This window comes from Ralstonia sp. 22111, from assembly GCF_052045895.1.
Taxonomy (GTDB): Bacteria; Pseudomonadota; Gammaproteobacteria; order Burkholderiales; family Burkholderiaceae; genus Ralstonia; species Ralstonia wenshanensis.
Genome location: NZ_JBQEPR010000006.1, coordinates 101,683 through 124,865 on the forward strand (window position 1 = coordinate 101,683; position 23,183 = coordinate 124,865).

The 23,183-nt window shown below is 62.9% G+C and carries 18 protein-coding genes and 2 tRNA genes; 15 read left to right on the forward strand and 5 right to left on the reverse strand.

Annotated elements, in window-relative coordinates:
• The first annotated feature begins 8 nt into the window (after positions 1–8).
• Complete coding sequence (locus ACTJK4_RS16455) at positions 9–434, forward strand: GNAT family N-acetyltransferase (protein WP_440818413.1); 426 nt, start codon at positions 9–11, stop codon at positions 432–434.
• 9 nt (positions 435–443) lie between these two features.
• Here the strand turns inward: ACTJK4_RS16455 and ACTJK4_RS16460 are convergent, their stop codons facing one another.
• Positions 444–1,340: a LysR family transcriptional regulator gene (locus ACTJK4_RS16460; RefSeq protein WP_316871221.1), complete on the reverse strand. Its 897-nt coding sequence runs from the start codon at positions 1,338–1,340 to the stop codon at positions 444–446.
• 117 nt (positions 1,341–1,457) lie between these two features.
• On the opposite strand from ACTJK4_RS16460, the gene ACTJK4_RS16465 reads away from it, so the two are divergent.
• The 13 genes from ACTJK4_RS16465 (at position 1,458) to ACTJK4_RS16525 (ending at position 17,627) form a co-directional block, all read left to right on the forward strand.
• Complete coding sequence (locus ACTJK4_RS16465; RefSeq protein WP_440818414.1) at positions 1,458–3,221, forward strand: acyl-CoA dehydrogenase family protein; 1,764 nt, start codon at positions 1,458–1,460, stop codon at positions 3,219–3,221.
• Positions 3,218–4,405 (forward strand): CaiB/BaiF CoA transferase family protein, encoded by a 1,188-nt coding sequence (locus ACTJK4_RS16470; protein ID WP_440818415.1) that lies wholly within the window; start codon positions 3,218–3,220, stop codon positions 4,403–4,405. Before ACTJK4_RS16465 ends, ACTJK4_RS16470 begins: the two co-directional genes overlap by 4 nt.
• Positions 4,406–4,485: 80 nt before the next feature.
• A complete protein-coding gene (locus tag ACTJK4_RS16475; RefSeq protein WP_440818416.1) occupies positions 4,486–5,892 on the forward strand; it encodes an MFS transporter in 1,407 nt (468 codons plus the stop codon).
• Between the two features lie 101 nt (positions 5,893–5,993).
• On the forward strand, positions 5,994–6,188 hold the full coding sequence (locus ACTJK4_RS16480) for a hypothetical protein (RefSeq protein WP_316871226.1): 195 nt from the start codon (positions 5,994–5,996) through the stop codon (positions 6,186–6,188).
• Positions 6,189–6,482: 294 nt separating this feature from the next.
• Positions 6,483–8,501, forward strand: a complete 2,019-nt coding sequence (gene mnmC, locus ACTJK4_RS16485) for a bifunctional tRNA (5-methylaminomethyl-2-thiouridine)(34)-methyltransferase MnmD/FAD-dependent 5-carboxymethylaminomethyl-2-thiouridine(34) oxidoreductase MnmC (protein WP_440818417.1) — start codon at positions 6,483–6,485, stop codon at positions 8,499–8,501.
• A gap of 244 nt (positions 8,502–8,745) precedes the next feature.
• A complete protein-coding gene (tig, locus tag ACTJK4_RS16490) occupies positions 8,746–10,089 on the forward strand; it encodes a trigger factor (protein WP_092970246.1) in 1,344 nt (447 codons plus the stop codon).
• Positions 10,090–10,130: 41 nt separating this feature from the next.
• A complete protein-coding gene (clpP, locus tag ACTJK4_RS16495; RefSeq protein ID WP_024975598.1) occupies positions 10,131–10,778 on the forward strand; it encodes an ATP-dependent Clp endopeptidase proteolytic subunit ClpP in 648 nt (215 codons plus the stop codon).
• A 197-nt stretch (positions 10,779–10,975) separates the two neighbouring features.
• A complete protein-coding gene (gene clpX / locus ACTJK4_RS16500; protein ID WP_009238059.1) occupies positions 10,976–12,250 on the forward strand; it encodes an ATP-dependent Clp protease ATP-binding subunit ClpX in 1,275 nt (424 codons plus the stop codon).
• Positions 12,251–12,420: 170 nt separating this feature from the next.
• Complete coding sequence (lon, locus tag ACTJK4_RS16505; protein ID WP_232042883.1) at positions 12,421–14,835, forward strand: endopeptidase La; 2,415 nt, start codon at positions 12,421–12,423, stop codon at positions 14,833–14,835.
• Positions 14,836–14,993: 158 nt separating this feature from the next.
• A complete protein-coding gene (locus ACTJK4_RS16510) occupies positions 14,994–15,266 on the forward strand; it encodes an HU family DNA-binding protein (RefSeq protein ID WP_012762050.1) in 273 nt (90 codons plus the stop codon).
• A 67-nt stretch (positions 15,267–15,333) separates the two neighbouring features.
• Positions 15,334–15,409 (forward strand) — tRNA-Val (locus ACTJK4_RS16515).
• A 44-nt stretch (positions 15,410–15,453) separates the two neighbouring features.
• Positions 15,454–15,530 (forward strand) — tRNA-Asp (locus ACTJK4_RS16520).
• A 156-nt stretch (positions 15,531–15,686) separates the two neighbouring features.
• Positions 15,687–17,627, forward strand: coding sequence for a SurA N-terminal domain-containing protein (locus tag ACTJK4_RS16525; RefSeq protein WP_440818418.1), 1,941 nt, complete (start codon positions 15,687–15,689; stop codon positions 17,625–17,627).
• A gap of 85 nt (positions 17,628–17,712) precedes the next feature.
• Here ACTJK4_RS16525 and lepB read toward each other — a convergent pair whose 3' ends face one another.
• On the reverse strand, positions 17,713–18,405 hold the full coding sequence (gene lepB / locus ACTJK4_RS16530; protein WP_440818419.1) for a signal peptidase I: 693 nt from the start codon (positions 18,403–18,405) through the stop codon (positions 17,713–17,715).
• An 84-nt stretch (positions 18,406–18,489) separates the two neighbouring features.
• A complete protein-coding gene (locus ACTJK4_RS16535; RefSeq protein ID WP_280928276.1) occupies positions 18,490–19,098 on the reverse strand; it encodes an arylesterase in 609 nt (202 codons plus the stop codon).
• A 73-nt stretch (positions 19,099–19,171) separates the two neighbouring features.
• Between ACTJK4_RS16535 and ACTJK4_RS16540 the strand changes: the two genes are divergently transcribed.
• The gene (locus tag ACTJK4_RS16540) at positions 19,172–19,882 is read left to right on the forward strand and encodes an ABC transporter ATP-binding protein (RefSeq protein WP_260802420.1); all 711 of its coding nucleotides are present in this window, start codon (positions 19,172–19,174) and stop codon (positions 19,880–19,882) included.
• A gap of 10 nt (positions 19,883–19,892) precedes the next feature.
• Here the strand turns inward: ACTJK4_RS16540 and pgi are convergent, their stop codons facing one another.
• Together pgi and ACTJK4_RS16550 are read right to left on the reverse strand one after the other, a co-directional pair.
• A complete protein-coding gene (pgi, locus tag ACTJK4_RS16545) occupies positions 19,893–21,512 on the reverse strand; it encodes a glucose-6-phosphate isomerase (RefSeq protein ID WP_440818420.1) in 1,620 nt (539 codons plus the stop codon).
• A 72-nt stretch (positions 21,513–21,584) separates the two neighbouring features.
• Positions 21,585–23,180, reverse strand: a complete 1,596-nt coding sequence (locus ACTJK4_RS16550) for an NAD(P)H-hydrate dehydratase (protein WP_260802422.1) — start codon at positions 23,178–23,180, stop codon at positions 21,585–21,587.
• Positions 23,181–23,183: the final 3 nt, after the last annotated feature.

The following is a 23,183-nucleotide window of genomic DNA, read 5'->3' on the forward strand; positions in this document are numbered from 1 at the left end:
AGGTTTGCATGCAGGCTCCGGAAATCATCGTCACCGACGCGGCGGATGACGAATCGATCCAGATCATCGGCAACGGGCTGAACCACTTCAACGATCAGCACGTCGGCTACGGCGATCGCCAACCGTTGGCGGTCCTGGTCCGCGATCCTCAGAGCGGCGAGGTGGTCGGTGGCGCGAGCGGGCGGACGTCGTTGGGGATGTTGTTTCTGGATCTGTTCCATCTACCCGAGACGTTGCGCGGCATGGGCATCGGCACCGAGGTGTTGCACAGGTTCGAAGAAGAAGGGCGCCGACGGGGCTGTCGCTCGGCAGTGCTTTATACGATCAGCTTTCAGGCGCCGGAGTTTTACGAACGCAACGGCTGGGTGCGGTTTGGAGAGGTCCCTTGCGATCCGCCCGGTACGAGCCGGATCTTCCTCAGCAAAATGCTGTGAGTTGAGCCATCAAGGTTTCACGTTCTCGTGCGCAGCGGCTTCTAGGTACTCGAGAAAGCGGCTTGCTACCGGCTCTGCATCACCCGTGCGTCGTAATGACAGCACGGGCGATTCTTTTTTGCCACCGGCCAGCGGCACGAAGCTCACGCGCGCATCGCCAGCGTGTTGCAGCGTCTTGGGCACCAACGCCACGCCCATGCCGAACCCCACCATCGTCACCACGGTTTGCCAAAGCCGTGCCTCGTGGCGGATCACCGGGCTGAACCCCGCATCCACGCACAGCGCGATGATCAGGTCGTGATAGTGCGGTGACACCGTGCGTGGGAAGAGGATGAACGGCTCTTGTGCGAGCGCATCCAGCCCCAGGCTCTTGCGGCGCGCCAGCGCGTGGCCGGCGGGCAGGCAGGCGACGAAGGGCTCCGAGAAGATCGGCGTGGAAACGACGTCGGCGGGAAACGTACCCCAGTATGCGCAGCCCAGGTCGATCTGCTGACGCTGGATGGCCTGGACCTGCTCACCGGTGTTCATTTCGCGCAGGATGATTTCCACGGCGGGGTGATCGGCCTCGAAGCGCTCCACCGCGCGCGGCAGGCCGCGATACAGCATCGAATTGACGAAGGCGACGCGCAGCCGGCCCGCCAGCCCGTGCGCAGAGCGCTGCGTGATGCGCTCGACCTCTGCCGCTTGCTGCAACAGCTTGCGGGCCTCGTCCAACAACACCTGACCGGCGTTGGTAAGCGCCACGCTCTTGTTGGTGCGCGCGAGCAATTGCACGCCCAGCTGGTCTTCGAATTTGCGGATGTCGAAACTCAGCGCCGGCTGGGAGATGAACAGCCGTTGTGCCGCACGCCCGAAGTGCAGTTCTTCCGCCACGGCAACGAAATAGCGCAGTTGCTTCAAGTCCATTGCGGGCGTGATCGTCGATAAGGGATTCTTATCGTACAGGACAAAACCTGTATTGGACGATTATCGATAGCGTTTCTATGCTGGCCGGACAAAACAGGAGACAGCGAGGCCACCCGCATGAACGACATCGCCCGCGAGCCGCTTACGACCCATCCCGGCGGCCATCAAAATATCCCCGACAGCCTGGGCATCAATTTCTTTCACGTCGATCCGGACCTCGGGCGCCTCTTGCGGCTATACCTGGGCGACGCCCGATACCGCGAGCTGGAGCCCCAGCTCAAGTCGCTCGGCCAGCGCGCCTCGGACGAACTCGACGCCTGGGCCCTCAGCGCCGATCACAACCCGCCCCAGCTACGCCACCGCACCCGTCGCGGCGAGCCCGTGCAGAGCATCGACAAGCACCCCGATTACGTTGCGCTGGAGCGCGTGGCCTATGCCGAGCTAGGTCTCGCATCCATGAGCCATGTCGGCAACGCACCGCCGCCGCTGGTCAAATACGCGCTCACCTATCTGTTCGTGCAGGCGGAGTTCGGCTTGTGCTGCCCGGTCAGCATGACGGATTCGCTCACGCGCACGCTGCGCAAGTTTGGCGATCCTGCAGTCGTGGCGCGCTACCTGCCGATGCTGGCTTCGCGCGACTTTGATGTGCTGTACCAGGGCGCGATGTTCATGACCGAGCAGGCGGCCGGGTCGGACGTCGCCCGAATCGCCACGCGCGCCGCCTTGGAAACCGCCCCCAACGGCACGCAAACCTGGCGGCTGTACGGTGACAAATGGTTCTGCTCCAACGCCGATGCCGATCTCGCCATGGTGCTCGCCCGACCGGACGGTGCGCCATCCGGCATCAACGGTCTGGCGCTGTTCCTGTTGCCCAAGGCGCTGCCCGACGGCTCGCGCAACCACTACCGCATCGTCCGCCTGAAAGACAAACTGGGCACTCGTTCGATGGCCAGCGGCGAGATCGTGCTCGAGGGCGCCGCCGCATACCTGATCGGCGAGATCGGCCGAGGCTTCCACCAGATGGCCGACATGATCAACATGTCGCGGCTGTCGAACGGCGTGCGCGCTGCCGGCCTGATGCGCCGCGCCACGACCGAAGCGTTGCACATTGCGCGCAACCGTGAAGCCTTCGGCCGCAAGCTGATCGACATGCCGCTGATGCAGCGCCAGCTTCTGAAGATGTTGCTGCCGACGGAGCAGGCGCGCTCGATGTTCATGCAGATCGCGCAACGGCTGCCGCTGGCAGATGCAGGTGATGCGCAGGCCGCCAAATGCGTGCGCATCCTGACACCGCTCATCAAGTTCCGCGCTTGCCGCGACGCGCGCCGCGTAACCGGAGACGCGATGGAAGTACGCGGTGGTACCGGCTACATCGAAGAGTGGAGCGATGCGCGCCTCGTGCGTGACGCACATCTGGGCTCCATCTGGGAGGGTACGAGCAACATCGTCGCGCTTGACATTGCACGCGCTGTGAAGCGCGAAGGCGCGTTGGAGCCGTTGCGCGCCTATCTCATCGGCATGCTCGATGGCGTCACGCTGCCGCCGCAGAGCGATGCGTTGCTGCGCGCCACGCTCGACCGCGTATGCGGTGGAATTGCCAAGGTGGCTGAAGACGGCAGCGACGAACTGGTGCGTCAGGCCGGCTCTGCGCTGTATCACATCACCACGGCCATCTTCATGGCGGTGGAAGGCGTGCGTCTGGCGCCGGACCATCGCCGGCTGGCGCTTGCGCATCTGGTGCTGCGTCACAAGCTGCTGCCGGTCGATCCGCTGGCCTTGCCCGAGAACGATGATGCGCTGCTGTGTGATGCGCTCGTCAAACAGCGCGAGGTGTCATTTGCCCTGGCCATGCAGGCGTTGCCGACCGGAGACGTGCAATGAGCACAATCCACGGCGCATTGCACGGCCTGAAGGTCATCGACCTGAGCCGCGTGCTCGGCGGTCCGTATTGCACGCAGGCACTCGCCGATCACGGCGCGCAGGTCATCAAGCTGGAGCCGCCCGTTGGCGATGAAACCCGCACCTGGGGCCCGCCGTTCGACGAGAGCGATACCGCCTGGTACTTCAACGGCGTCAACCGCAACAAGTCCGGTATCTCGGTCGACCTGTCGAACGAAGAGGGCCGCGCCGTGCTCTGGCAATTGCTGGAAGACGCCGATGTGCTGGTCGAGAATTTCAAGCCTGGCACGCTCGCCCGCTGGGGCATGGATTTCGAGCGCGACCTGCAACCGCGCTTTCCGCGCTTGATCCACTGCGCCGTTTCCGGCTTTGGCCCTGACGGCCCGCTCGGTGGGTTGCCCGGCTACGACGCCGCCATCCAGGCCATGGCTGGCCTGATGAGCGTCAATGGCGAGCGCGATGGCGGCCCGATGCGTGTCGGCCTGCCGATCGTCGACATGGTGACGGGGCTCAACGCGCTCGCAGGCATCCTGCTCGCGTTGGCGGAGCGTGAAAAGAGCGGGCATGGCCAATCCATCGACATTGCATTGTATGACTGCGGCGTATCGCTGCTGCATCCGCATCTGCCGAACTACTTCGGTTCGGGCAAGGTGCCGCAGCGCAGCGGCAATGCGCACCCGAACATTGCCCCGTACGACAGCTACCAGACCGGCACCGCGCCGATTTTTCTGGCGGTGGGCAACGATCGCCAGTTCGCCAAGCTGTGCGCGCATATCGGCGCGCCGGAATTGGCGCACGACGCGCGCTTCGCAGACAACCGCAGCCGCTGCGCGCATCGCCCGGAGCTGAAGCACGCGCTGGAAGCACAACTGGCACGCTTCGACTGCGAGACGCTTGCACAAGACCTGATCCATGGCGGCGTACCCTGCGGGCCCGTGTTGAGCGTCGATGTGGTGGCGCGCCATCCGCATACGCTGCACCGGCAGATGGTGGTCGCACTGGGCGAGTACCGCGGGACCGGTTCGCCGATCAAGCTGTCGCGCACGCCGGCTACGTATCGCAACGCGCCGCCTGCGCTCGGCGCCGATACCGATGCCGTGCTGGCTTCGCTGGGCATTGACGCAGACACCCGGCAGCGCTTGTTTCAGGCTGGCGTTTTGAAATGAAGTAACCCAGGTTCACCACAACAAGGCAGACAGCCCAGCAGAGGCTTCGCCAAACCGGCAGTACCACCAAGGAGACCAACATGCCTCATCAGCCTGCGCCCCAGACCGACGCGGCCGCAAATCTGCAGCCGCGCCGTGCCGCGGTGGCCGCATTCATCGGCACCACCATCGAGTGGTACGACTTCTACATCTACGGCCTTGCTGCCGCGCTTGTCTTCGGCAAGGTGTTCTTCTCCAAGACGCTGGACCCGGGCATCGCCACGCTGCTGTCGTTCGTCACGTTGTGGGCGGGCTTTGCGGCGCGGCCCATCGGCGGGATCATCTTTGGCCATCTGGGCGACAAGATTGGCCGTAAGACCACACTCATCATCACGCTCATCCTGATGGGCGTGGCGACGATGGGCATTGGCCTGCTTCCGGGCTATGCGCAGATCGGCATGTGGGCGCCGGTGGGCTTGGTGGTGCTGCGCGTGATCCAGGGCGTGGCCGTGGGCGGCGAGTGGGGCGGTGCAGTGCTGATCGCCAGCGAAAGCGCACCCAAGCGCAAGAGCATTCTGTACTCGGCATTTGCGCAGCAGGGTTCGCCCACGGGCAATCTGCTTGCAACGCTGGTGTTCTTTGCGCTGAGCGCATTGCCGACACCGCAGTTCATGCTGTGGGGCTGGCGCGTGCCCTTCTTGCTGTCGGCGCTGCTGGTGATTGTCGGCATGGTCATCCGCCTGAAGCTGGACGAGTCGGATGACATGAAGCGCGTGCTGGCACAGAAGAAGACCGTCAAACTGCCACTCAAAGAAGTGGTGCGTGACCATTGGGGCCTCGTGCTGCTGGGTGCTGGCACGCTGCCGCTCATTCACGTGACGTACCTGAAGAGCAATTTCGCGCTCGCGTGGGCCACGAAGGAGCTCGGCTACGCGCAGGACACCTTCCTCGGCATCATCGCGATTGCGTTGGTGGTGCAGTTCATCATGCAGCCAATCGGTGCATGGCTGGTTTCGCGCATGGACATGCGTCGTGCGATCTGCCTGATGGTGCTGCCGGAATTCCTGCTCATGCCGGTGATGTTCTTTGCCATCGAGACCAAGGTGTATTGGATTGCGTTGCTCGGCATGTGCCTGGCAACGATTCCGCATTCGATGTTCTACGGTGCCATCGGCGGCATTCTGGCGCGCGTGTTCCCGACGCGCATTCGCTACACGGGACTGTCGCTGGCGTACCAGCTGTGTTCGCTTGTGGTGGGGGGCGGCACGCCCGTGTTTGCGCAGTGGATGCTCAACAGCAGCGGCAATATCGTGGGTGTGGCGGTGTCCTCGGCGCTGTATGCGCTGGTGTCGCTGGCATGCACGCTGGTGCTGCTCAACCGCACGGGCTATCGCGCGGACGAGCTGTCCACCGCCGAACGCGCAGATGCAATGGACCTCGGGCAAGGCGATGCCGAGATCGCTCGACCCCTCGACGGCCCCGGGCGTAAGCCGCTGCCTGCCGTTTGAGTAATGGCTGACACCGTGTCCTACACGAAACGTGCGGTGGCAGACCAGCCGGGCGTTCCCTACGATGGCAAGGCAAGCCATACGAAACGGGGAAGCGTGCCATGTCCATTTTTGACGAGAACGAGCATCGCGAGGCCTTCTGGGAAACGGTGCGCCAGGCCATTGAAGCGCGCCGCCAAGCCGATGAGGCCCGTCGCGCTGGGAGGTTGACTGGGCTGGCAATCGGCCTGTCTGTGGCCGCGCTGGCGGTTGCCTTCATGGCTTGGCAGCGCCGGTCCCCGGACGATCGGGTCTAGCGCCATCTTGCTGCTCCTCGCCAATTCCTAGCGCACCCTTCTGGATTGGCATTTATCGGACCCGGCAGAGGTATTGTCCGACGCCCTCATGTATGGACTGGCAGCGCTGTAGAGACCGGCTTGGGGGGGCAAACCGTACGCTTATCCGGCCGCGATAACCAAGCATCCAATGATCGTGCAGCCGGTGAGTCTGGCCGACCCGGCCTCCGGGGAAAGACGGTAGGCAGACTGCTTCAGATCAAGGCGCAAGGGAAGGGCGGCGTTACAATTCGCCGCTTCTTTCTAAGGTGTTTCATGCCACGCGGCCTCGTTCTCGCCACGCCTCAGCTCACGTCGGACGGCACGCCGTTCTCCGCAGAGTACGACGACGTCTATCACAGCTCCGAAGGCGGTTTGGCGCAGGCGCAGCACGTCTTCCTGGGCGGCAACCGCTTGCCGGCTGCATGGCAGGGCAAGCGCACCTTCACTATCGTCGAAACCGGCTTCGGCCAGGGCCTGAATTTCCTGGCCACGTGGGCTGCATGGCGCGACGATCCGCAGCGTTGCGCGCGGCTCGATTTCGTCTCGATCGAGAAGCATCCGTTCGATCGCGCAGGCTTGTCGACCGTGCATCCGAAAAGCGGTACGCTGGCCCCGCTGGCCGAGATGCTCCGCCAATCATGGCCGGTGCCGGTGCCCGGTGTGCATCGCCTGGAGTTCGACAGCGGTCGCGTCACCCTCACGCTGCTGTTCGGTGATGCGATGGAGACGCTGCCACAGCTGTCGTGCGCCGCCGACGCGTTCTATCTCGACGGCTTCTCACCAGCCAAGAATCCTGACCTGTGGCAGCCGCGCGTGTTCAAGCAGCTCGCGCGGGTCGCTCGTGCCGGCGCGACATTAGCCACGTACACCGCCGCAGGATTCGTGCGACGCGGCCTGCAGGAGGCTGGCTTCGAGGCGCACAAGGCGCCCGGTTTCGGCTCCAAGCGCGACATGACGGTCGCGCAGTTCCCAACCCATTGGCGCACCAGGCGCGGACCGGCTGAAGCGCCCGCCTGGAGCCAGCATCACGCCATCGTGCTCGGCGCGGGGCTTGCAGGCTGCTCTGTTGCGGAGCGGCTCGCATCGCGCGGCTGGCGCATCACCCTCATCGACGCAAACGACGGCCCCGCGCTAGGCACGTCGGCGCATCGCGCAGCGGCCATGCATCCGCATGTGTCCATCGACGACAGCGTGCTTTCGCGCCTTTCGCGCACCGGCAACCTGCTCGCACGCCGCCATTGGGACGCACTCGATCGCGCCGGCTTCGCCACAGGTTTCCAACCTACCGGCGTGCTCCAACTCGCCGAACATGCCGACGACGCTATCGAGCAGCAACGCATCGTGCAAGCGCTCGGCTATCCGACGGATTACATCGATTGGCTCGACGTGAACGAAGCCGCCCGACGTGTCGGCGCCAGCGTGCCGCAGGGCGGCTGGTGGTTTGCGCAAGCCGGCTGGGTTGCGCCGCCTGATGTTTGTCGCGCCAATCTGGCCGCTGCCGGCGCCGCAGTTGATGCGCGCTGGAATACGCACGTCGAATCGCTGCGCCAAGACGGCGATCAATGGCATGCGCTGGATTCGCAAGGCGATGTGATTGCGAGTGCGCCGGTCGTCGTTCTCGCCAACAGTCTGGGTGCCGCACGCCTGGCTCCGCTGACATCTGCGTCGCTCAAGCCGGTGCGCGGTCAACTCACTGATGTGCCCACCAGCAGCTTGGAGCCGGGTGCTGCCTGGCCGAAGGCCGTCGTTTGCGGCGATGGCTACCTGCTGCCCGCCGAAGCGGGGGCAAGGACGGTACGTACAGGCTCGTCGTTCCAGCCGGGCGAATCCGATCTGGCCGAGCGCGTCGCCGATCACGCGGCTAACCTCGATCGGCTTGGTCGATTGCAGCCAAAGCAATCGGGCGCGCTGGCGAAGCTGAATCCTGCAGAACTGCATGGATATGTTGGTGTGCGGTGCGTCTCCGCCAACCGGTTGCCGTTGATCGGTCCGCTGGTGGATGAGGCGGCGGCCAGGGCGCCCGGCTTTCGCTTGCGCGGGCCGCATGCGCAACTGCCTCGCCTCGGCGGGCTGTATGCCGCCCTTGCGTACGGCTCGCGCGGGCTCACATGGTCTGTGCTGGGCGCTGAGTTGCTGGCGGCCCAGATCGACGGCGGTCCGCTGCCGCTGGAATCGGATCTGGCCGCAGCGCTTGATCCGGGCCGTTTTATCTTGCGAGCATTGCAGCATGGACGCTCGCAAGGGCAGAGCGCTGCACCCACCCAAAACGAAGCTGCGCAACTGCTGGACTAACGCGCCGTTTGGAGGGTTTTCCAAGCATTCCGAGCCAAAAAATCAGGGCCGCCGAACGTTCCATGCCATAATATGCGTTTTGCGTTTGCCAGCCTGAACGCGCCCGTTGTGCCGTGCATTGTGCATTGAAGCGGCCCTCGCGCCGCATTCCTGCAAGCCCGGCAAGACCAAGAACTTTGAACCACGGCTGCTGCTGGCGCTGCGCCGTTCGACGCAACCATCTTCTGAATCTGGAATTACGACCATGTCGACTATCGAAAACCTCGGCAAGCTTGATCGCAAAGTGACCCTGGCTGTCCCGAAGGCCGAAGTGGAGCAAGAGAAGCAAAGCCGTCTGGCGCGTCTGTCCAAGACCGTCAAGATGTCCGGCTTCCGCCCGGGCAAGGTCCCGATGAAGATGGTCGAGAAGCAATACGGCCAACAGGTCGAATTCGAAGTCCGCTACGACAAGGCTGCCCGTCAGTTCTTCGACATCACCAACGAGCAGGGCGTGAAGGTTGCCGGCCAACCGCGCTTTGAGCTGAAGACCGAAGGCGTGGCCGATGACCAAGTCGCGTTCGACGCCACCTTCGAGGTGTATCCGGAAGTCAAGCTCGGCGATCTGGCCGGCGCAGAACTGACCCGCACCAAAACCGAAATCACCGATGCCGAGATCGACAAGACGCTCGACATCCTGCGCAAGCAACGCGTGCACTACCACCCGCGCGGCGAAGCCGGCGAGCACGGCGACGGTGGTGCAGCGGTTGCACAGGATGGCGACCGCGTAACGGTCGATTTCGTGGGTACGATCGACGGCGTGGAATTTGCCGGCGGCAAGGCTGAAGGTTTCAGCTTCGTGCTGGGCGAAGGCCGCATGCTGCCCGAGTTCGAACAAGCCACGCTGGGCCTGAAGCAAGGCGAGTCGAAGAAATTCCCCCTGGCATTCCCCGAGGACTACCACGGCAAGGACGTCGCCGGTAAGACGGCTGAGTTCACCGTTACGCTCAAGCAAGTCGAGTGGGCACACCTGCCGGAAGTCAACGAAGCCTTCGCGCAATCGCTGGGCATCGCCGACGGCAACCTCGACAAGATGCGCGCCGACATCCGCGAAAACCTCGAGCGTGAAGTCAAGCGCCGCACGCACGCGCTGCTCAAGGACCAAGTCATGGAAGCGCTGCTGAAGGTGGCAGAGCTGGACGTACCGAAGTCGCTGGTCGAGCAAGACCAGGAGCGCCTGGTTGAAATGGCCCGCCGTGACCTCGAATCGCGTGGCATGCCGAACGCCAAGAACATGCCGATCCCGGCCGAGATGTTCACGCAGCAAGCCGAGCGTCGCGTGAAGCTGGGCCTGGTGCTGGCAGAAGTCGTGAAGGCCAATGGCCTGGAAGCCAAGCCGGAGCAGATCAAGGCCGAGATCGAAGAGTTTGCCAAGAGCTACGAAGATCCGAAGGAAGTCATCCGCTGGTACTACGGCGACCAACAGCGCCTGGCCGAGATGGAAGCCTACGTGCTCGAAAACAACGTGGTAAATTTTGTGTGCGACAAGGCCAAGGTTACTGACAAGGCCGTGTCGTTCGAAGAGCTGACCGCCACGCCGGCGCAAGGCTGATTCGATCGATAGAGTTTCCGAAATAAGCACCGGAGAACCGCATGATCCGCAATGAACTGATCGACCAACTTGCCCGTACCCAGGCTTCCGCGCTCGAAACGCAGGGGCTTGGTCTGGTGCCGATGGTGGTCGAACAGTCTGGCCGCGGCGAGCGCGCCTACGACATCTACTCGCGCCTGCTCAAGGAGCGAGTGATCTTCATGGTGGGCGAGGTCAACGACCAGACTGCCAACCTCGTGGTGGCACAGTTGCTGTTCCTGGAAAGCGAGAATCCGGACAAGGACATCTCGCTGTACATCAACTCGCCGGGCGGTTCGGTATCGTCCGGTCTGGCGATGTACGACACGATGCAGTTCATCAAGCCGGATGTGTCCACGCTTTGCATGGGTATGGCGGCCAGCATGGGCGCATTCCTGCTGGCGGCCGGCGCGAAGGGCAAGCGCTTGGCCTTGCCGAACTCGCGCATCATGATTCACCAGCCGCTGGGCGGTGCACGTGGCCAGGCCTCGGACATTGAGATCCAGGCGCGCGAGATTCTGTACTTGCGTGAGCGCCTGAACACTGTGCTTTCGGAAGCGACCGGTCAACCAGTCGACAAGATCGCGCGCGACACGGATCGTGACAATTTCATGAGCAGCGAACAGGCCAAGGAATATGGCCTGATTGACCAGGTCATCGCAAAGCGCTGAAGTGTCACAGTCATGCGTCGATGTGCGCGGTAGGCGGTATTGCCGGTGCGTTCCACGGCACACCGGTTAACCGCGTCAAACATGTCAAGCGGTGTCAAAAACGAGGCCTCGCGCCTCGTTTTTGCTTTGAACAACACCTGCGGATCGTCGCCAGATAATTTGGCGTATGATGCTGCCAAGAACTACTGGTAATCGTTATGGCGGACAAGAAAGGCTCGACTGGCGAAAAGCTGCTGTATTGCTCGTTCTGCGGCAAGAGCCAGCATGAGGTCAAGAAACTGATTGCCGGCCCCTCGGTCTTCATCTGCGATGAATGTATCGACCTGTGCAACGAGATCATCCGGGACGAAGCCGCCATCTCCGAAAAGGAAGGTGGTCTGGCGGTCAAGTCCGATCTGCCCACGCCGCATGAAATTCGCCAAAGCCTGGACCAATATGTGATCGGTCAGGAGCAGGCCAAGAAGATCTTGGCGGTGGCGGTTTACAACCATTACAAGCGTTTGAAGCACCTCGGCAAGAAGGACGATGTCGAGCTGTCCAAGAGCAACATCCTGCTCATCGGGCCGACCGGCTCGGGCAAGACCCTGCTTGCTCAAACGCTGGCGCGTCTTTTGAACGTGCCGTTCGTCATCGCCGACGCCACCACACTGACCGAAGCTGGTTATGTGGGCGAGGATGTCGAAAACATCATCCAGAAGCTGCTGCAGAACTGCAATTACGAGGTAGACAAGGCCCAGCGTGGGATCGTCTACATCGACGAAATCGACAAGATTTCGCGCAAGTCTGACAACCCTTCCATCACCCGGGACGTTTCCGGGGAAGGCGTCCAGCAAGCGCTGCTCAAGCTGGTGGAAGGGACGATGGCGTCGGTGCCCCCGCAAGGTGGTCGCAAGCATCCGAACCAGGACTTCCTGCAGGTGGATACGACCAACATCCTGTTCATTTGCGGTGGGGCTTTCGATGGTCTGGAGAAGATCATCATGCAGCGCTCCGACAAGACCGGTATCGGTTTTGGGGCGGAGGTGCAGAGCAAGGAAGAACGCGACGTCAGCGAAGTGCTGCCGCAAGTGGAGCCAGAAGATCTCATCAAGTTCGGTCTGATTCCCGAGTTGATCGGCCGTCTGCCCGTGGTGGCGACGCTGGCCAAGCTCGACGAGGCTGCCTTGATGGAAATCCTGGTCGAGCCCAAGAATGCAATCGTCAAGCAGTACCAGAAGCTGCTGGCGATGGAAGGGGTGGAACTGGAAATTCGTCCGAGTGCGCTGACGGCAATTGCCCGCAAGGCAATCAAGCGCAAGACGGGGGCGCGTGGTCTGCGTTCCATTGTCGAGCACGCTCTGATGGATGTGATGTATGACCTCCCCAACCATAAGGGTGTGCAAAAAGTGGTGATCGATGAAAGTACGATCTCTGACGAAGGCAAGCCCTTGCTGATTTACGAAGAGCAACCCAAGGTTGCAGGTTCCAACTGACGCGAATGCCCGGCCGGGATGCGCCGTATGCATCCCATGCAGGAAGCCGTTCGCTCGCGAGCGGCTTTTTTTGCTTCGGGAAACCGGGTCGGCATGCGACTTGCAGCAGCGGTCTTGTAAAACCGTCGCTGTGCCCAATTTAGCCCTTACATGACTTTCTGGGGAAAATAATGTCCGGAACCCAACTTTTACCCGCTGAGCAGATTCGCCTGCCGCTGTTGCCGCTGCGTGACGTGGTGGTGTTTCCGCACATGGTGATTCCGCTGTTCGTGGGGCGCCCCAAATCCATCAAGGCGCTGGAAGCCGCGATGGAGGCGGGCAAGAGCATCATGCTCGTGGCGCAAAAGACCGCCGCCAAGGACGAGCCGACCGACAAGGACCTCTACGAGGTCGGCTGTATCGCCAACATTTTGCAGATGCTGAAGCTGCCGGACGGCACCGTGAAGGTGCTGGTCGAGGGCACGCAGCGCGCCAACATCCTTTCCGTTACCGACGACGAATCGCACTTCTTCTGCGAAGCCGTGCCCGTCGGCCCGGAACCCACTGAATCGGCAGAGACCGAGGCGCTGCGTCGCGCCATCGTGTCGCAGTTCGATCAGTACGTGAAGCTGAACAAGAAGATCCCGCCCGAGATCCTGACGTCGCTGTCGGGCATCGATGAGCCGGGTCGTCTGGCTGACACCATCGCCGCGCATCTGCCGATCAAGCTCGAGCAGAAGCAGAAGATTCTCGAGATGTTCAACGTGACCGAACGTCTGGAGAGCCTGCTTTCGCAGCTTGAAGGTGAGATCGATATCCTGCAGGTGGAAAAGCGCATCCGCGGCCGCGTCAAGCGCCAGATGGAGAAGAGCCAACGCGAGTACTACCTGAACGAGCAGGTCAAGGCCATCCAGAAGGAACTGGGCGAAGGCGAAGAGGGCGCCGATCTCGAAGAGCTGGACAAGAAGATCAAGGCCGCCCGCATGCCGAAGGAGGCCAAGAAGAAGGCCGAGTCCGAGTTCAAGAAGCTCAAGCTGATGTCGCCGATGTCGGCCGAGGCAACGGTCGTGCGCAACTACATCGACACGTTGGTCGGTCTGCCGTGGCGCAAGAAGAGCAAGGTCAACAACGACCTGTCGAACGCCGAGCAAGTGCTGGATCAAGACCACTACGGTCTGGAGAAGGTCAAGGAGCGCATCCTTGAATACCTCGCAGTGCAACAGCGTGTGGACAAGCTGAAGGCGCCGATCCTGTGCCTCGTGGGGCCGCCGGGTGTTGGCAAGACCTCGCTTGGGCAGTCGGTGGCGCGTGCAACGAACCGCAAGTTCGTGCGCATGGCGCTGGGTGGCGTGCGTGACGAGGCCGAGATTCGCGGTCACCGCCGTACGTACATCGGGTCGATGCCGGGCAAGATTCTGCAGAGCCTGACGAAGGTCGGCGTGCGCAACCCGTTGTTCCTGCTCGACGAAATCGACAAGATGGGTGCGGACTTCCGCGGCGATCCGTCGTCCGCCCTGCTCGAAGTGCTGGACCCGGAACAGAACCATACGTTCCAGGACCACTACATCGAGGTGGACTTCGATCTGTCGGACGTGATGTTCGTGGCGACGTCGAACTCGCTGAACATTCCGGCGCCGTTGCTGGACCGGATGGAAGTGATTCGCCTGTCGGGCTACACGGAAGACGAAAAGGTCAACATCGCCCGCCGCTACCTGCTGCCCAAGCAGATCAAGAACAATGGTCTGAAGGAAGGCGAGATCGAGGTGACCGAAGCCGCGTTGCGCGACATCATCCGCTACTACACGCGGGAAGCTGGTGTGCGTTCGCTGGAGCGCGAGGTCTCGAAGATCTGCCGCAAGGTCGTCAAGCAGCTGCTGCTGAAGAAGGAAGGCGGTACGTCGGTGAAGGTCGATTCGGACAATCTCGACAAATTCCTTGGCGTGCGTCGTTTCGACTTTGGCCTGGCCGGTAAGGAAGACCAAGTCGGCCAGGTGACCGGTTTGGCATGGACCGAAGTGGGCGGCGATCTGCTGACCATCGAAGCCGCGCTGATGCCGGGCAAGGGCAACATCACCCGCACGGGTTCGTTGGGCGACGTGATGAAGGAGTCGGTTGAGGCTGCGCGCTCGGTGGTACGTTCGCGTTCGGCTCGGCTGGGTATCAAGGATGAGATGTTCGAGAAGCGCGACATCCACATCCACGTGCCCGAAGGTGCGACGCCCAAGGACGGCCCGTCGGCGGGTATCGCGATGACGACGGCGCTGGTATCGGTGCTGACCGGTATTCCGGTGCGCGCCGACGTGGCGATGACCGGCGAAATCACCCTGCGCGGCGAGGTGCTGCCGATCGGCGGCTTGAAAGAAAAGCTGCTGGCTGCACACCGCGGCGGCATCAAGCTGGCGCTGATTCCGGAAGAGAACGTCAAGGACTTGGCGGACATTCCGGACAACGTGAAGAACAGCATCGAGATTCAGCCGGTGCGCTGGATCGACAAGGTGCTGGAACTCGCGCTGGTGCGCAAGCCGGAGCCGCTGCCGGAAGAAGAAGCCAAGCCGGCACCCGCCAAGGGCGACGACGGCAAGTCGCAGGAAATGGTGCATCACTGACACCGTAGCCTGCCAAGGTTGAGGAAGGGCCCGACATGTTCGGGCCCTTTTTCTTTGCGCAGGCTGCGACGTGTGGCGCCCCGTTCTTCGCCTTGACACGTCGATTGACGGCCACTTTAATAAATCCACACTAAGCGGGTGTTCGGGGAGGTGGCACGATGAACAAGACTGATCTCATCGACCATGTGGCGGCGCAAACTGACATGTCAAAAGCCGCGGCGGGGCGCGCCATCGACGCGCTGATCGACGGCATCAAAGATGCGTTGTGCGAGGGCGGGTCGGTCACGCTGGTTGGCTTCGGTACGTTTCTCGTCGGCAAGCGATCTTCACGTAATGGACGCAATCCGCGTACGGGTGCAGCCATCACGATCGAAGGCGGCAAGGTTGCGAAATTCAAACCTGGCAAAGCGCTGAAAGATGCGCTAAACTAGCGGGCTTTGGTGCTCGTGAGTGACAACGCGGGCGCCGGACAGTCCGGCTCACGCCGGCAGTACGAACGGGTGCTTAGCTCAGTTGGTAGAGCAGCGCCCTTACAAGGCGCGGGTCGGGAGTTCGAGCCTCTCAGCACCCACCATCGTTCGTATTGCCGCTCCAGCGTCGGGTGGTCCGACCCAATCTGGAGCGGTAGTTCAGTCGGTTAGAATACCGGCCTGTCACGCCGGGGGTCGCGGGTTCGAGTCCCGTCCGCTCCGCCAAATCCTGTACAAAGGCCCGATTCGTTCGGGCCTTTGTCTTTTCAGCGGCGAATGCTTGCAGGTCATGCCTGCACGCTGTGCCGCGATTGTCCGGAATGTCAGCGGCACCTGATAGAATCGCCGGATTTTCCATCTTCCATTCACCTCCGATCCAGCATGCTTGATTTCGTACGTACGCATCGGCGCTTGATGTTTCTGGTGCTGCTGATTCTGGTGTTCCCTTCGTTCGTGTTCTTCGGCGTGCAGAGCTATTCGAGCTTCATGGACAGCTCGCATGATGCCGCCAAGGTCGACGGCAAGGTCATCTCCACTAACGAAGTCGACGCGCGCGTGCGCGAGCAGACAGAGCGTCTGCGCCAGATGCTTGGTGCGCAATATGATCCGCGCCAGTTCGAAGGTCCGCAGATGCGCCGCGATGTGCTCGACGGCATCATCCAGCAACGCGTGCTGGCCAATGAGGTTGTGCGTGCAAACCTGACCATCTCGAACGAGAAGATTCGCGATACGATCCTGCAGATTCCGGCCGTGGCAGCGCTGCGCAAGCCGGATGGCTCGTTTGATCAGGAAGCCTACGTCCGCCTGCTCGCCGCGCAGAACATGACGCCCGAGCAGTTGGAAGGCAATCTGCGCTTCGAGCTGTCGCAGCAACAGATTCCGCAATCGATCGTATCGTCGGCGTTCGTGCCGAAGTCGCTGGTGGAGCGCCTCATCCAGGTACGCGATCAGCAACGCGAAGTGCAGGCGCTGTTGTTCAAGCCGGCTGACTACGCTGCAAAGGTCAACGCGGACGACAAGGCGATTCAGGCTTATTACGACGCGCACCAGCAGGAGTTCTCCGTGCCGGAGCAGGTCAAGGCCGAGTATGTCGTGTTCTCAGGCGAAGACATGATGAAGCAGATCCCGGTCACGCCTGAGCAGATCAAGGAGTACTACGATCAGAACGCTGCGCGCTTCAAGACGCAGGAAGAACGCCGCGCCGCGCACATCCTGATCAAGCTGCCCGAGAACGCCAAGCCCGCCGACAAGGAAGCCGCCAAGAAGAAGGCTGAAGAAGTGCTTGCCGAGGTGCGCAAGAACCCGGCGAGCTTCGCTGAGCTGGCCAAGAAGTACTCGGGCGATCCGGGTTCGGCTGCACAGGGCGGTGAACTGGGCTTCCTGGGCAAGGGCGCGACCGTGCCGCCGTTCGAGAACGCACTGTTCGCCCTCAAGCAGCCGGGCGACATCAGTGACGTGGTCCAAAGCGATTTCGGTTTCCACATCATCAAGCTGGAAGAAGTGAAGGGCGGCGGTGTGCAGCCGCTGGAAGCCGTCAAGCCGGAGCTTGAGCGCGAACTGCGAACGCAACTCGCCAACAAAAAGTATTCGGAGCTGGCCGATGCGTTCTCCAACACCGTGGAAGATCAGTCAGACAGCCTGAAGCCGGTGGCTGACAAGCTCAAGCTGCAGATCCAGACGGCTGACAACGTGACCCGTACGCCGAGCCCGGCGCAGTCAGGCAGCCCCATCGGCAACGACAAGGTGCTCAAGGCGCTGTTTGCAGACGACGTGATCAAGAATCACCGCAATACGGCCGCCATCCAGGTGGGCCCGACCACGCTCGTTGCCGCGCGTGTCGCCGAGTATCGTCCGGCCACGGTCAAGAAGCTGGCTGACGTGCGTGAGCAGGTCAAAGCCAAGGTGATCGCCGAGCAAGCGGCTGCGCTGGCCAAGAAAGCTGGCGAAGAAAAGCTGGCCGCAGTGAAGCAGAGCAACAACACCGATGGCTTCAGCGCCGCCCAGACGGTCTCGCGCCAGCAGGCGCAAGGCACGTCGCCTGCTGCACTGACGGCCATCCTGCGTGCTGATGCGACCAAACTGCCGGTCACTATCGGCGTGGACCTTGGTGCCCAGGGCTACGCACTGTATCGCATCAACAAGGTGCTGCCGCCAGCCAACGTGGACGAGGCGCGCCGTGCTGCCGATGCCCAGCAATTGGCTCAGGCCGCCGGTCAGACCGAGTTCAATGCCTACTACGAAGCACTGAAGGCGCGCTCGAAGGTGAAGATCAACAGCAACGTGATTGACGCCAGCAAACCTGCCAATACGGCAGAGGACTGATACGGCGCGCAGAAGGTAGCCTGACGAAAAAAAGCCCCCTCGATGTTGAGGGGGCTTTTTCTTTGCGTACTTTCTTTGGGAGCGACTAGTCCAGCGGCTTGCCGATGCGTCCGAGGCGCGGCATGTACCAGTGGTCCGGATCGAATGAGAGTGCCACGTGGGAAGCGCGGGCGATCAGGTTCTTGCGCGGTACGAGGCCGAAATAACGCGAGTCTCGGCTGTTGTCGCGGTTGTCGCCCAGCATGAGGTAGTGGTCTTGCGGGACGGTGATGGGACCGAAACTGCGCAGGGCACGCACCTCCGGCAACACCATCACGGTGTGCTCTCGGCCGGGTAGCGCTTCGGACCAGAGTTCGTGCGGCAGCGTTGCTGTTGCCTGCAGCAACGTACCGGGTGCGACGTCTGGCAGCGGAGCATAGGCCATGCGCTGGTGATTGATGTAGAGCGCTTCGCCGCGCATTTCAACGACATCGCCAGGTAGACCGATCAGCCGCTTGACGAGCTTCGTACCATCTTCGGGCGAGGAAAAGACCACGACATCACCACGTTGCGGCTCGCTGCCGCGTTTGAGCCAGACGGTGGTGGCCGGTACGCGCACCCCATAAGCCAACCGGTTCATCAGGATGTAGTCGCCCTCGATGAGGGTGGGGTTCATTGAACCGCTGGGCACGACTGCCCAGTCTGCAATGCAGGCGCGGAAGGCAAAGAGCAACGACATGCCAACCAGGAACCGCTTGTTGTCGCGCGCTGCTCGCAGCCCGTTTGCCAGAAGCTTCATGGTGCCCGCCCGTGTGAGATGAGGCCGCGCGCTCCGCTTAAGAATCCGATGTACCTGATGGCGCAAGACGGCGCGGCAGAACCGTCATCTTCGGACCCGGACCTTGAGAAGAGGTTCCAGTTTGGGCCACACGTTATCGAGCATCGTCGGCTGCGCTGCGGCAATGGGGTGGATGCGGTCTTCCTGGAACCAGTCGGGCCGTTGCGCAACGCCTTCCAGCAGGAACGGCACCAGCGGTAGCTTGTACTGCTGCGCCAGCTTGCCGAACATGGCGAAGAAGCGCTCGCTGTAATCCGGGCCGTAGTTGGGCGGAATGCGCATGCCCACCAGCAGAACCTTCGCGCCTGCTGCTTGCGAGGCTTCGATCATTGCCTTCATGTTGCCCTCGCTGGAGGCGAGCGAGAGACCGCGCAGTGCATCGTTGCCGCCTAGTTCGAGAATCACGACCGAGGGCTTTTCGCGTGCCAGCACGGCAGGCAGGCGCGAGCGGCCGCCTGCCGTGGTGTCGCCGCTGATGCTTGCATTGGCGACGCTATAATCGGGCTTCCGTTCTTTGAGGCGCTTGTCGAGCAACGCGACCCAGCCTGTGCCTTGCGCAAGGCCGTATCCCGCCGACAGGCTGTCGCCCAGCACCACCACGCGATGCGATGCCGGCGCGCCTTGTGCTGCTGCCGTCTGCGCGAGTGGCAGCATGCCGAACACTGCGCAGCCAAGCGCTGCTACAAGTGACTTCACGCTGCGTCTTCTACTACCTACCAGTCCAATCATGTCGTCTTCCGCTACCTGGGTGATTGAAGTCGATTCGCTGCACAAGACTGTGCGCGATGCCACCGGTGAGTTGCCTATTCTGAGCGATGTTGCCTTCCGTGTGGAAAGGGGCGAGACATTGGCGATTGTTGGCGCTTCCGGTTCGGGCAAATCGACGCTGCTTGGGTTGCTCGCAGGACTGGACTTGCCGACGTCGGGTTCGGTCAAGCTGCTGGGCAACGACCTGTTCAAGTTGGATGAGGATGGCCGTGCAGGCGTGCGCGGCAGCCACGTGGGCTTTGTCTTCCAATCCTTTCAGCTGCTGCCCCATCTGACGGCACTCGAGAACGTGATGCTGCCGTTGGAGTTGCGTGGCGATGTCGGCACCGCCGAAATGCGCCGTCGCGCCACCGTTCTGCTGGAGCGCGTTGGCCTCGGGGCACGGCTGTCGCACTATCCGAAGACGCTGTCCGGTGGCGAGCAGCAGCGCGTGGCCTTGGCACGCGCGTTCGTGACCGAGCCCGACATTCTCTTTGCCGATGAACCGACGGGCAGTCTCGACACCGCCACGGGCGAGGCCGTGATCGCGCTGATGTTCGAACTCAACCGCAGTGCCGGCTCCACGCTGGTGCTGGTGACGCACGACCGCTCCGTCGCGGCACGTTGCAGCCGCATTCTCACCATCGAAGCCGGGCATCTTGTCGGCGACGAGACCGTCACCGAACTCTGAACGTTTGCGGTCAGAGTGCGGATTTGGCGCGGCGGATCAACGCCGCCGTCGACGCATCGTGCGCCACTGAGGCGGGTGCACCTTCCAGCTCCGCCTGGATCGGCTTGGCGAGCTTCTTGCCAAGCTCCACGCCCCACTGATCGAACGAGTTGATGTTCCACACCGCGCCCTGCACGAAGGTACGGTGCTCGGCGCAGGCGATCAACGCGCCGAGTGACGCAGCATCGAGCCGTTCCATGAGGATGGTCGTGCTCGGTCGATTGCCTTCGAACACCATGTGCGGCACGAGTGCTTCGTCGGTGATGCCGCCCGCGCGGACTTCATCGGCGGTGCGGCCGAGCAGGAGCGCCTCGCCCTGCGCGAAGCAATTGGCGAGCAGTTTGGCGTGGTGGCCGGGCAGGCTGCGCACGGGCTCCAGCGTGGTGATGAAATCCACCGGCACGATCTGCGAGCCTTGGTGGATCAGCTGGAAATACGCATGCTGTCCATTGGTGCCAGCCGTGCCCCAGACGATGGGGCCGGTGTCGGTATCGATGGTTGCGCCGGTACGCTGGACGGATTTGCCGTTGCTCTCCATCTCCAGCTGTTGCATGAAGTCTGTCAGCAGCTCAAGCGGCGCGCAGTAGGGCACGGTGCAGGCGCTCGGCGCGTCGAAGAAGCCGCGATACCAGACCGACAGCATCCCGAGAATGAGCGGCAGGTTCTCGCGCGGCGCGGCCGTGGCAAAGTGCCGGTCCATCGCACGCGCGCCGTCGAGCATCGCTTCAAACTGCTGCGGCCCGATCGCCAGCACGATCGACAGGCCCACCGCCGACCAGAGCGAGAACCGCCCGCCAACCCAATCCCAGAACGTGAACATGTTGTCCGGGTCGATGCCGAACTGCACGACGGCCTCGCGGTTGGTGGACACGGCGACAAAGTGGTGCTTGAGCTGATCTTCCGCCACGCCGTGTTCGACAAACCACCGGCGCATGCTATGCGCGTTGGCCATCGTTTCGAGTGTGGTGAACGTCTTCGAACAGACGATGGCGAGCGTGGTATCCGGATTCAGATGGTCGAGCGTTTCGGCCAAGTCCGTGCCATCGACATTGGAGACGAAATGCACACGCACCTGCGGCACGGCAAGGTGGTCGAGCGCGCGGCACACCATGCGGGGGCCGAGGTCCGATCCGCCGATGCCGATATTGACGATGTCCGTGATGCGCTGGCCGGAATGGCCCGTCCACGCGCCGCTATGCACGCGGTTGGCGAAGTCGCGCATCTGGGCCCGCACGCGCAGCACTTCGGGCATGACGGGCTCGCCGTCTGCGCGATAGCCGTCTTCCTCTTGCCCGCGCAGGGCCATGTGGAGGACGGAGCGGTGCTCGGTGTTGTTGATCCGGTCGCCGTGCAGCATGGCATCGCGCAGCGTGAGCACGCCAGCCTCGTCGGCCAGTTGCAGCAGCAGGGCGAGCGTCTCAGGGGTGATGCGATTTTTCGAGTAGTCGACCGTCAGACCTGCCGCTTCAAGCGTGAAGGCGCGTACCCGTTCCTCGGCGTCCGGCGCGGCAAACCAGTTGCGCATATGCGTCGCGCGAATCGATTCAGCATGTTGCGTCAGGGACTGCCAGGCGGGTAGGGCTGTGGGCATACGGGCGGGATATGACGTGAAGTTGTGGCGGGAAAACGAATGCGCAGTATAACGGCGCTGTATGACGGCTTTCTATCGGCGAACGTCCGACGCCAGCAGGGCGTTGAGCGCACGTCGTGCCGGCGCGCATAGCTCGCTGGCGTGCAGGCCGATGGGGCCGACGCCCGCTAGGACAAGATCGTCGGCGGCCCGGCCATGCAGCCACACAGCCGCGAGTGCGGCCTCGCGCGCACCCATGCCTTGCGCAAGCAATGCACCGATCATGCCGGTCAGCACATCGCCCGTACCACCCGTTGCGAGCCCGCCGTTGCCGGTTGGGTTGATGGCCGGCGAGATGCTTGGCGCAGCGATGAGCGTGCCCGAGCCCTTGAGCACGACTACCGCACCTGTCCGATTGACGAGCGCCTTGGCGGCGGCCAGCCGATCGTGCTGCACGGCGTGCGCATCGGTATGCAACAGGCGCGCAGCTTCCAGCGGATGCGGTGTCAGCACCAGCGGGACCCCGCTTCCGGCCAATTTTGTGAGGCGCGTGAGCATGGCCGGCGTTTTCGCAAAGAGGTTGAGTGCATCGGCATCGAACACGGCTGGCGTGCGCGCCGAGAGCATGCGGTCCAGCAGATGGTCGAGTGCGGCTTCTGACTCCTTGCCGGTGCCCATGCCGGGGCCCACAGCCAGCGCCTGCATGCCACCCAGATCGAGTGCGCCCCAGGTACGCAGCATCAATTCAGGTTGCGCTGGGTCGACCCGTGGCGCATCGGCAGCAAGCGAGACCACGTTCACCTTGCCTGCGCCAAGATATAGCGCGCCGCGCGCCGACAGCAAGGGCGCTCCGACCATGCCGGCCGCACCGCCCACGATTGCCACAGTGCCGTACGTGCCTTTGTGCCCGGCATGCCGCCGGCGCGGCACGTGCGCGAGCCAGCGTGACGGCGTGTTGACGAACGCCTCCGCTTCAATCACGCCGTCATAAGCGGCCTGCGCGGCTTGCAGGTCGGCCAGCGCGATGTCCCCGGTCGCGTCGCGGCCATCCCCCGTCAGCAAGCCCGGCTTGACCGCCAGAAAGGTGATGGTGGCGCGCGCCTGGATAACGGGCGAATCCGGGGCAGGCGGCTGGCCCGTATCACCGTTCAACCCCGAGGGGATGTCCAGTGCGTATACCGGCAAGCCGCTGGCGTTGATGGTGTCGACCAGCGCCGCATGCAATCCCCTCAGCGGCCGGGCGAGTCCAATACCAAAGAGGCCGTCGACGATGGCTGAGGTGGCAGCCGGCACCGAAGCCGTCGCGTGCAGGCGTTCGATGGGGACATTGGCCGCACAAGCCTCCGTCCAGGCGCGGCGCGCGTCGTCCGGCAGCTTGGCCGGGTCTGCGGCAAGCCACACCGTGACGGCGCGCCCAGCCAAATGCAGCACCGTCGCCGCAACGAGCGCATCGCCGCCGTTGTTGCCTGGGCCGGCAACGAGCAGCACGTGCCCATGTGGCGCACGCGTCTGTAGCCAATCGGCGGCGGCCTCGCCAGCGCGCGCCATCAGAGTGAAAGGTTCGAGGGATCGGTAAGCCGCCGCTTCCAGTGCGCGGATGCCGGCGGTTCCGAAGAGCAGGTCGGCGCCGGTGTGTGCGGCCACGGCACCGTCGATCAGGATTTCGCGCCAGGTGGGGTGTGAGGACATGGC

Bases quoted from the DNA above. Each gene is read 5' to 3' on its own strand.
- tig (WP_092970246.1), top strand. From the start codon at position 8,746: ATGTCGACTATCGAAAACCTCGGCAAGCTTGATCGCAAAGTGACCCTG.
- ACTJK4_RS16480 (WP_316871226.1), top strand. From the start codon at position 5,994: ATGTCCATTTTTGACGAGAACGAGCATCGCGAGGCCTTCTGGGAAACG.
- ACTJK4_RS16455 (WP_440818413.1), top strand. From the start codon at position 9: ATGCAGGCTCCGGAAATCATCGTCACCGACGCGGCGGATGACGAATCG.
- ACTJK4_RS16460 (WP_316871221.1), bottom strand. From the start codon at position 1,340: ATGGACTTGAAGCAACTGCGCTATTTCGTTGCCGTGGCGGAAGAACTG.
- clpP (WP_024975598.1), top strand. From the start codon at position 10,131: ATGATCCGCAATGAACTGATCGACCAACTTGCCCGTACCCAGGCTTCC.
- ACTJK4_RS16510 (WP_012762050.1), top strand. From the start codon at position 14,994: ATGAACAAGACTGATCTCATCGACCATGTGGCGGCGCAAACTGACATG.
- ACTJK4_RS16540 (WP_260802420.1), top strand. From the start codon at position 19,172: ATGTCGTCTTCCGCTACCTGGGTGATTGAAGTCGATTCGCTGCACAAG.
- ACTJK4_RS16535 (WP_280928276.1), bottom strand. From the start codon at position 19,098: ATGCTGCCACTCGCGCAGACGGCAGCAGCACAAGGCGCGCCGGCATCG.
- ACTJK4_RS16465 (WP_440818414.1), top strand. From the start codon at position 1,458: ATGAACGACATCGCCCGCGAGCCGCTTACGACCCATCCCGGCGGCCAT.
- lon (WP_232042883.1), top strand. From the start codon at position 12,421: ATGTCCGGAACCCAACTTTTACCCGCTGAGCAGATTCGCCTGCCGCTG.
- clpX (WP_009238059.1), top strand. From the start codon at position 10,976: ATGGCGGACAAGAAAGGCTCGACTGGCGAAAAGCTGCTGTATTGCTCG.
- pgi (WP_440818420.1), bottom strand. From the start codon at position 21,512: ATGCCCACAGCCCTACCCGCCTGGCAGTCCCTGACGCAACATGCTGAA.
- ACTJK4_RS16550 (WP_260802422.1), bottom strand. From the start codon at position 23,180: ATGTCCTCACACCCCACCTGGCGCGAAATCCTGATCGACGGTGCCGTG.
- ACTJK4_RS16470 (WP_440818415.1), top strand. From the start codon at position 3,218: ATGAGCACAATCCACGGCGCATTGCACGGCCTGAAGGTCATCGACCTG.
- ACTJK4_RS16475 (WP_440818416.1), top strand. From the start codon at position 4,486: ATGCCTCATCAGCCTGCGCCCCAGACCGACGCGGCCGCAAATCTGCAG.
- mnmC (WP_440818417.1), top strand. From the start codon at position 6,483: ATGCCACGCGGCCTCGTTCTCGCCACGCCTCAGCTCACGTCGGACGGC.
- ACTJK4_RS16525 (WP_440818418.1), top strand. From the start codon at position 15,687: ATGCTTGATTTCGTACGTACGCATCGGCGCTTGATGTTTCTGGTGCTG.
- lepB (WP_440818419.1), bottom strand. From the start codon at position 18,405: ATGAAGCTTCTGGCAAACGGGCTGCGAGCAGCGCGCGACAACAAGCGG.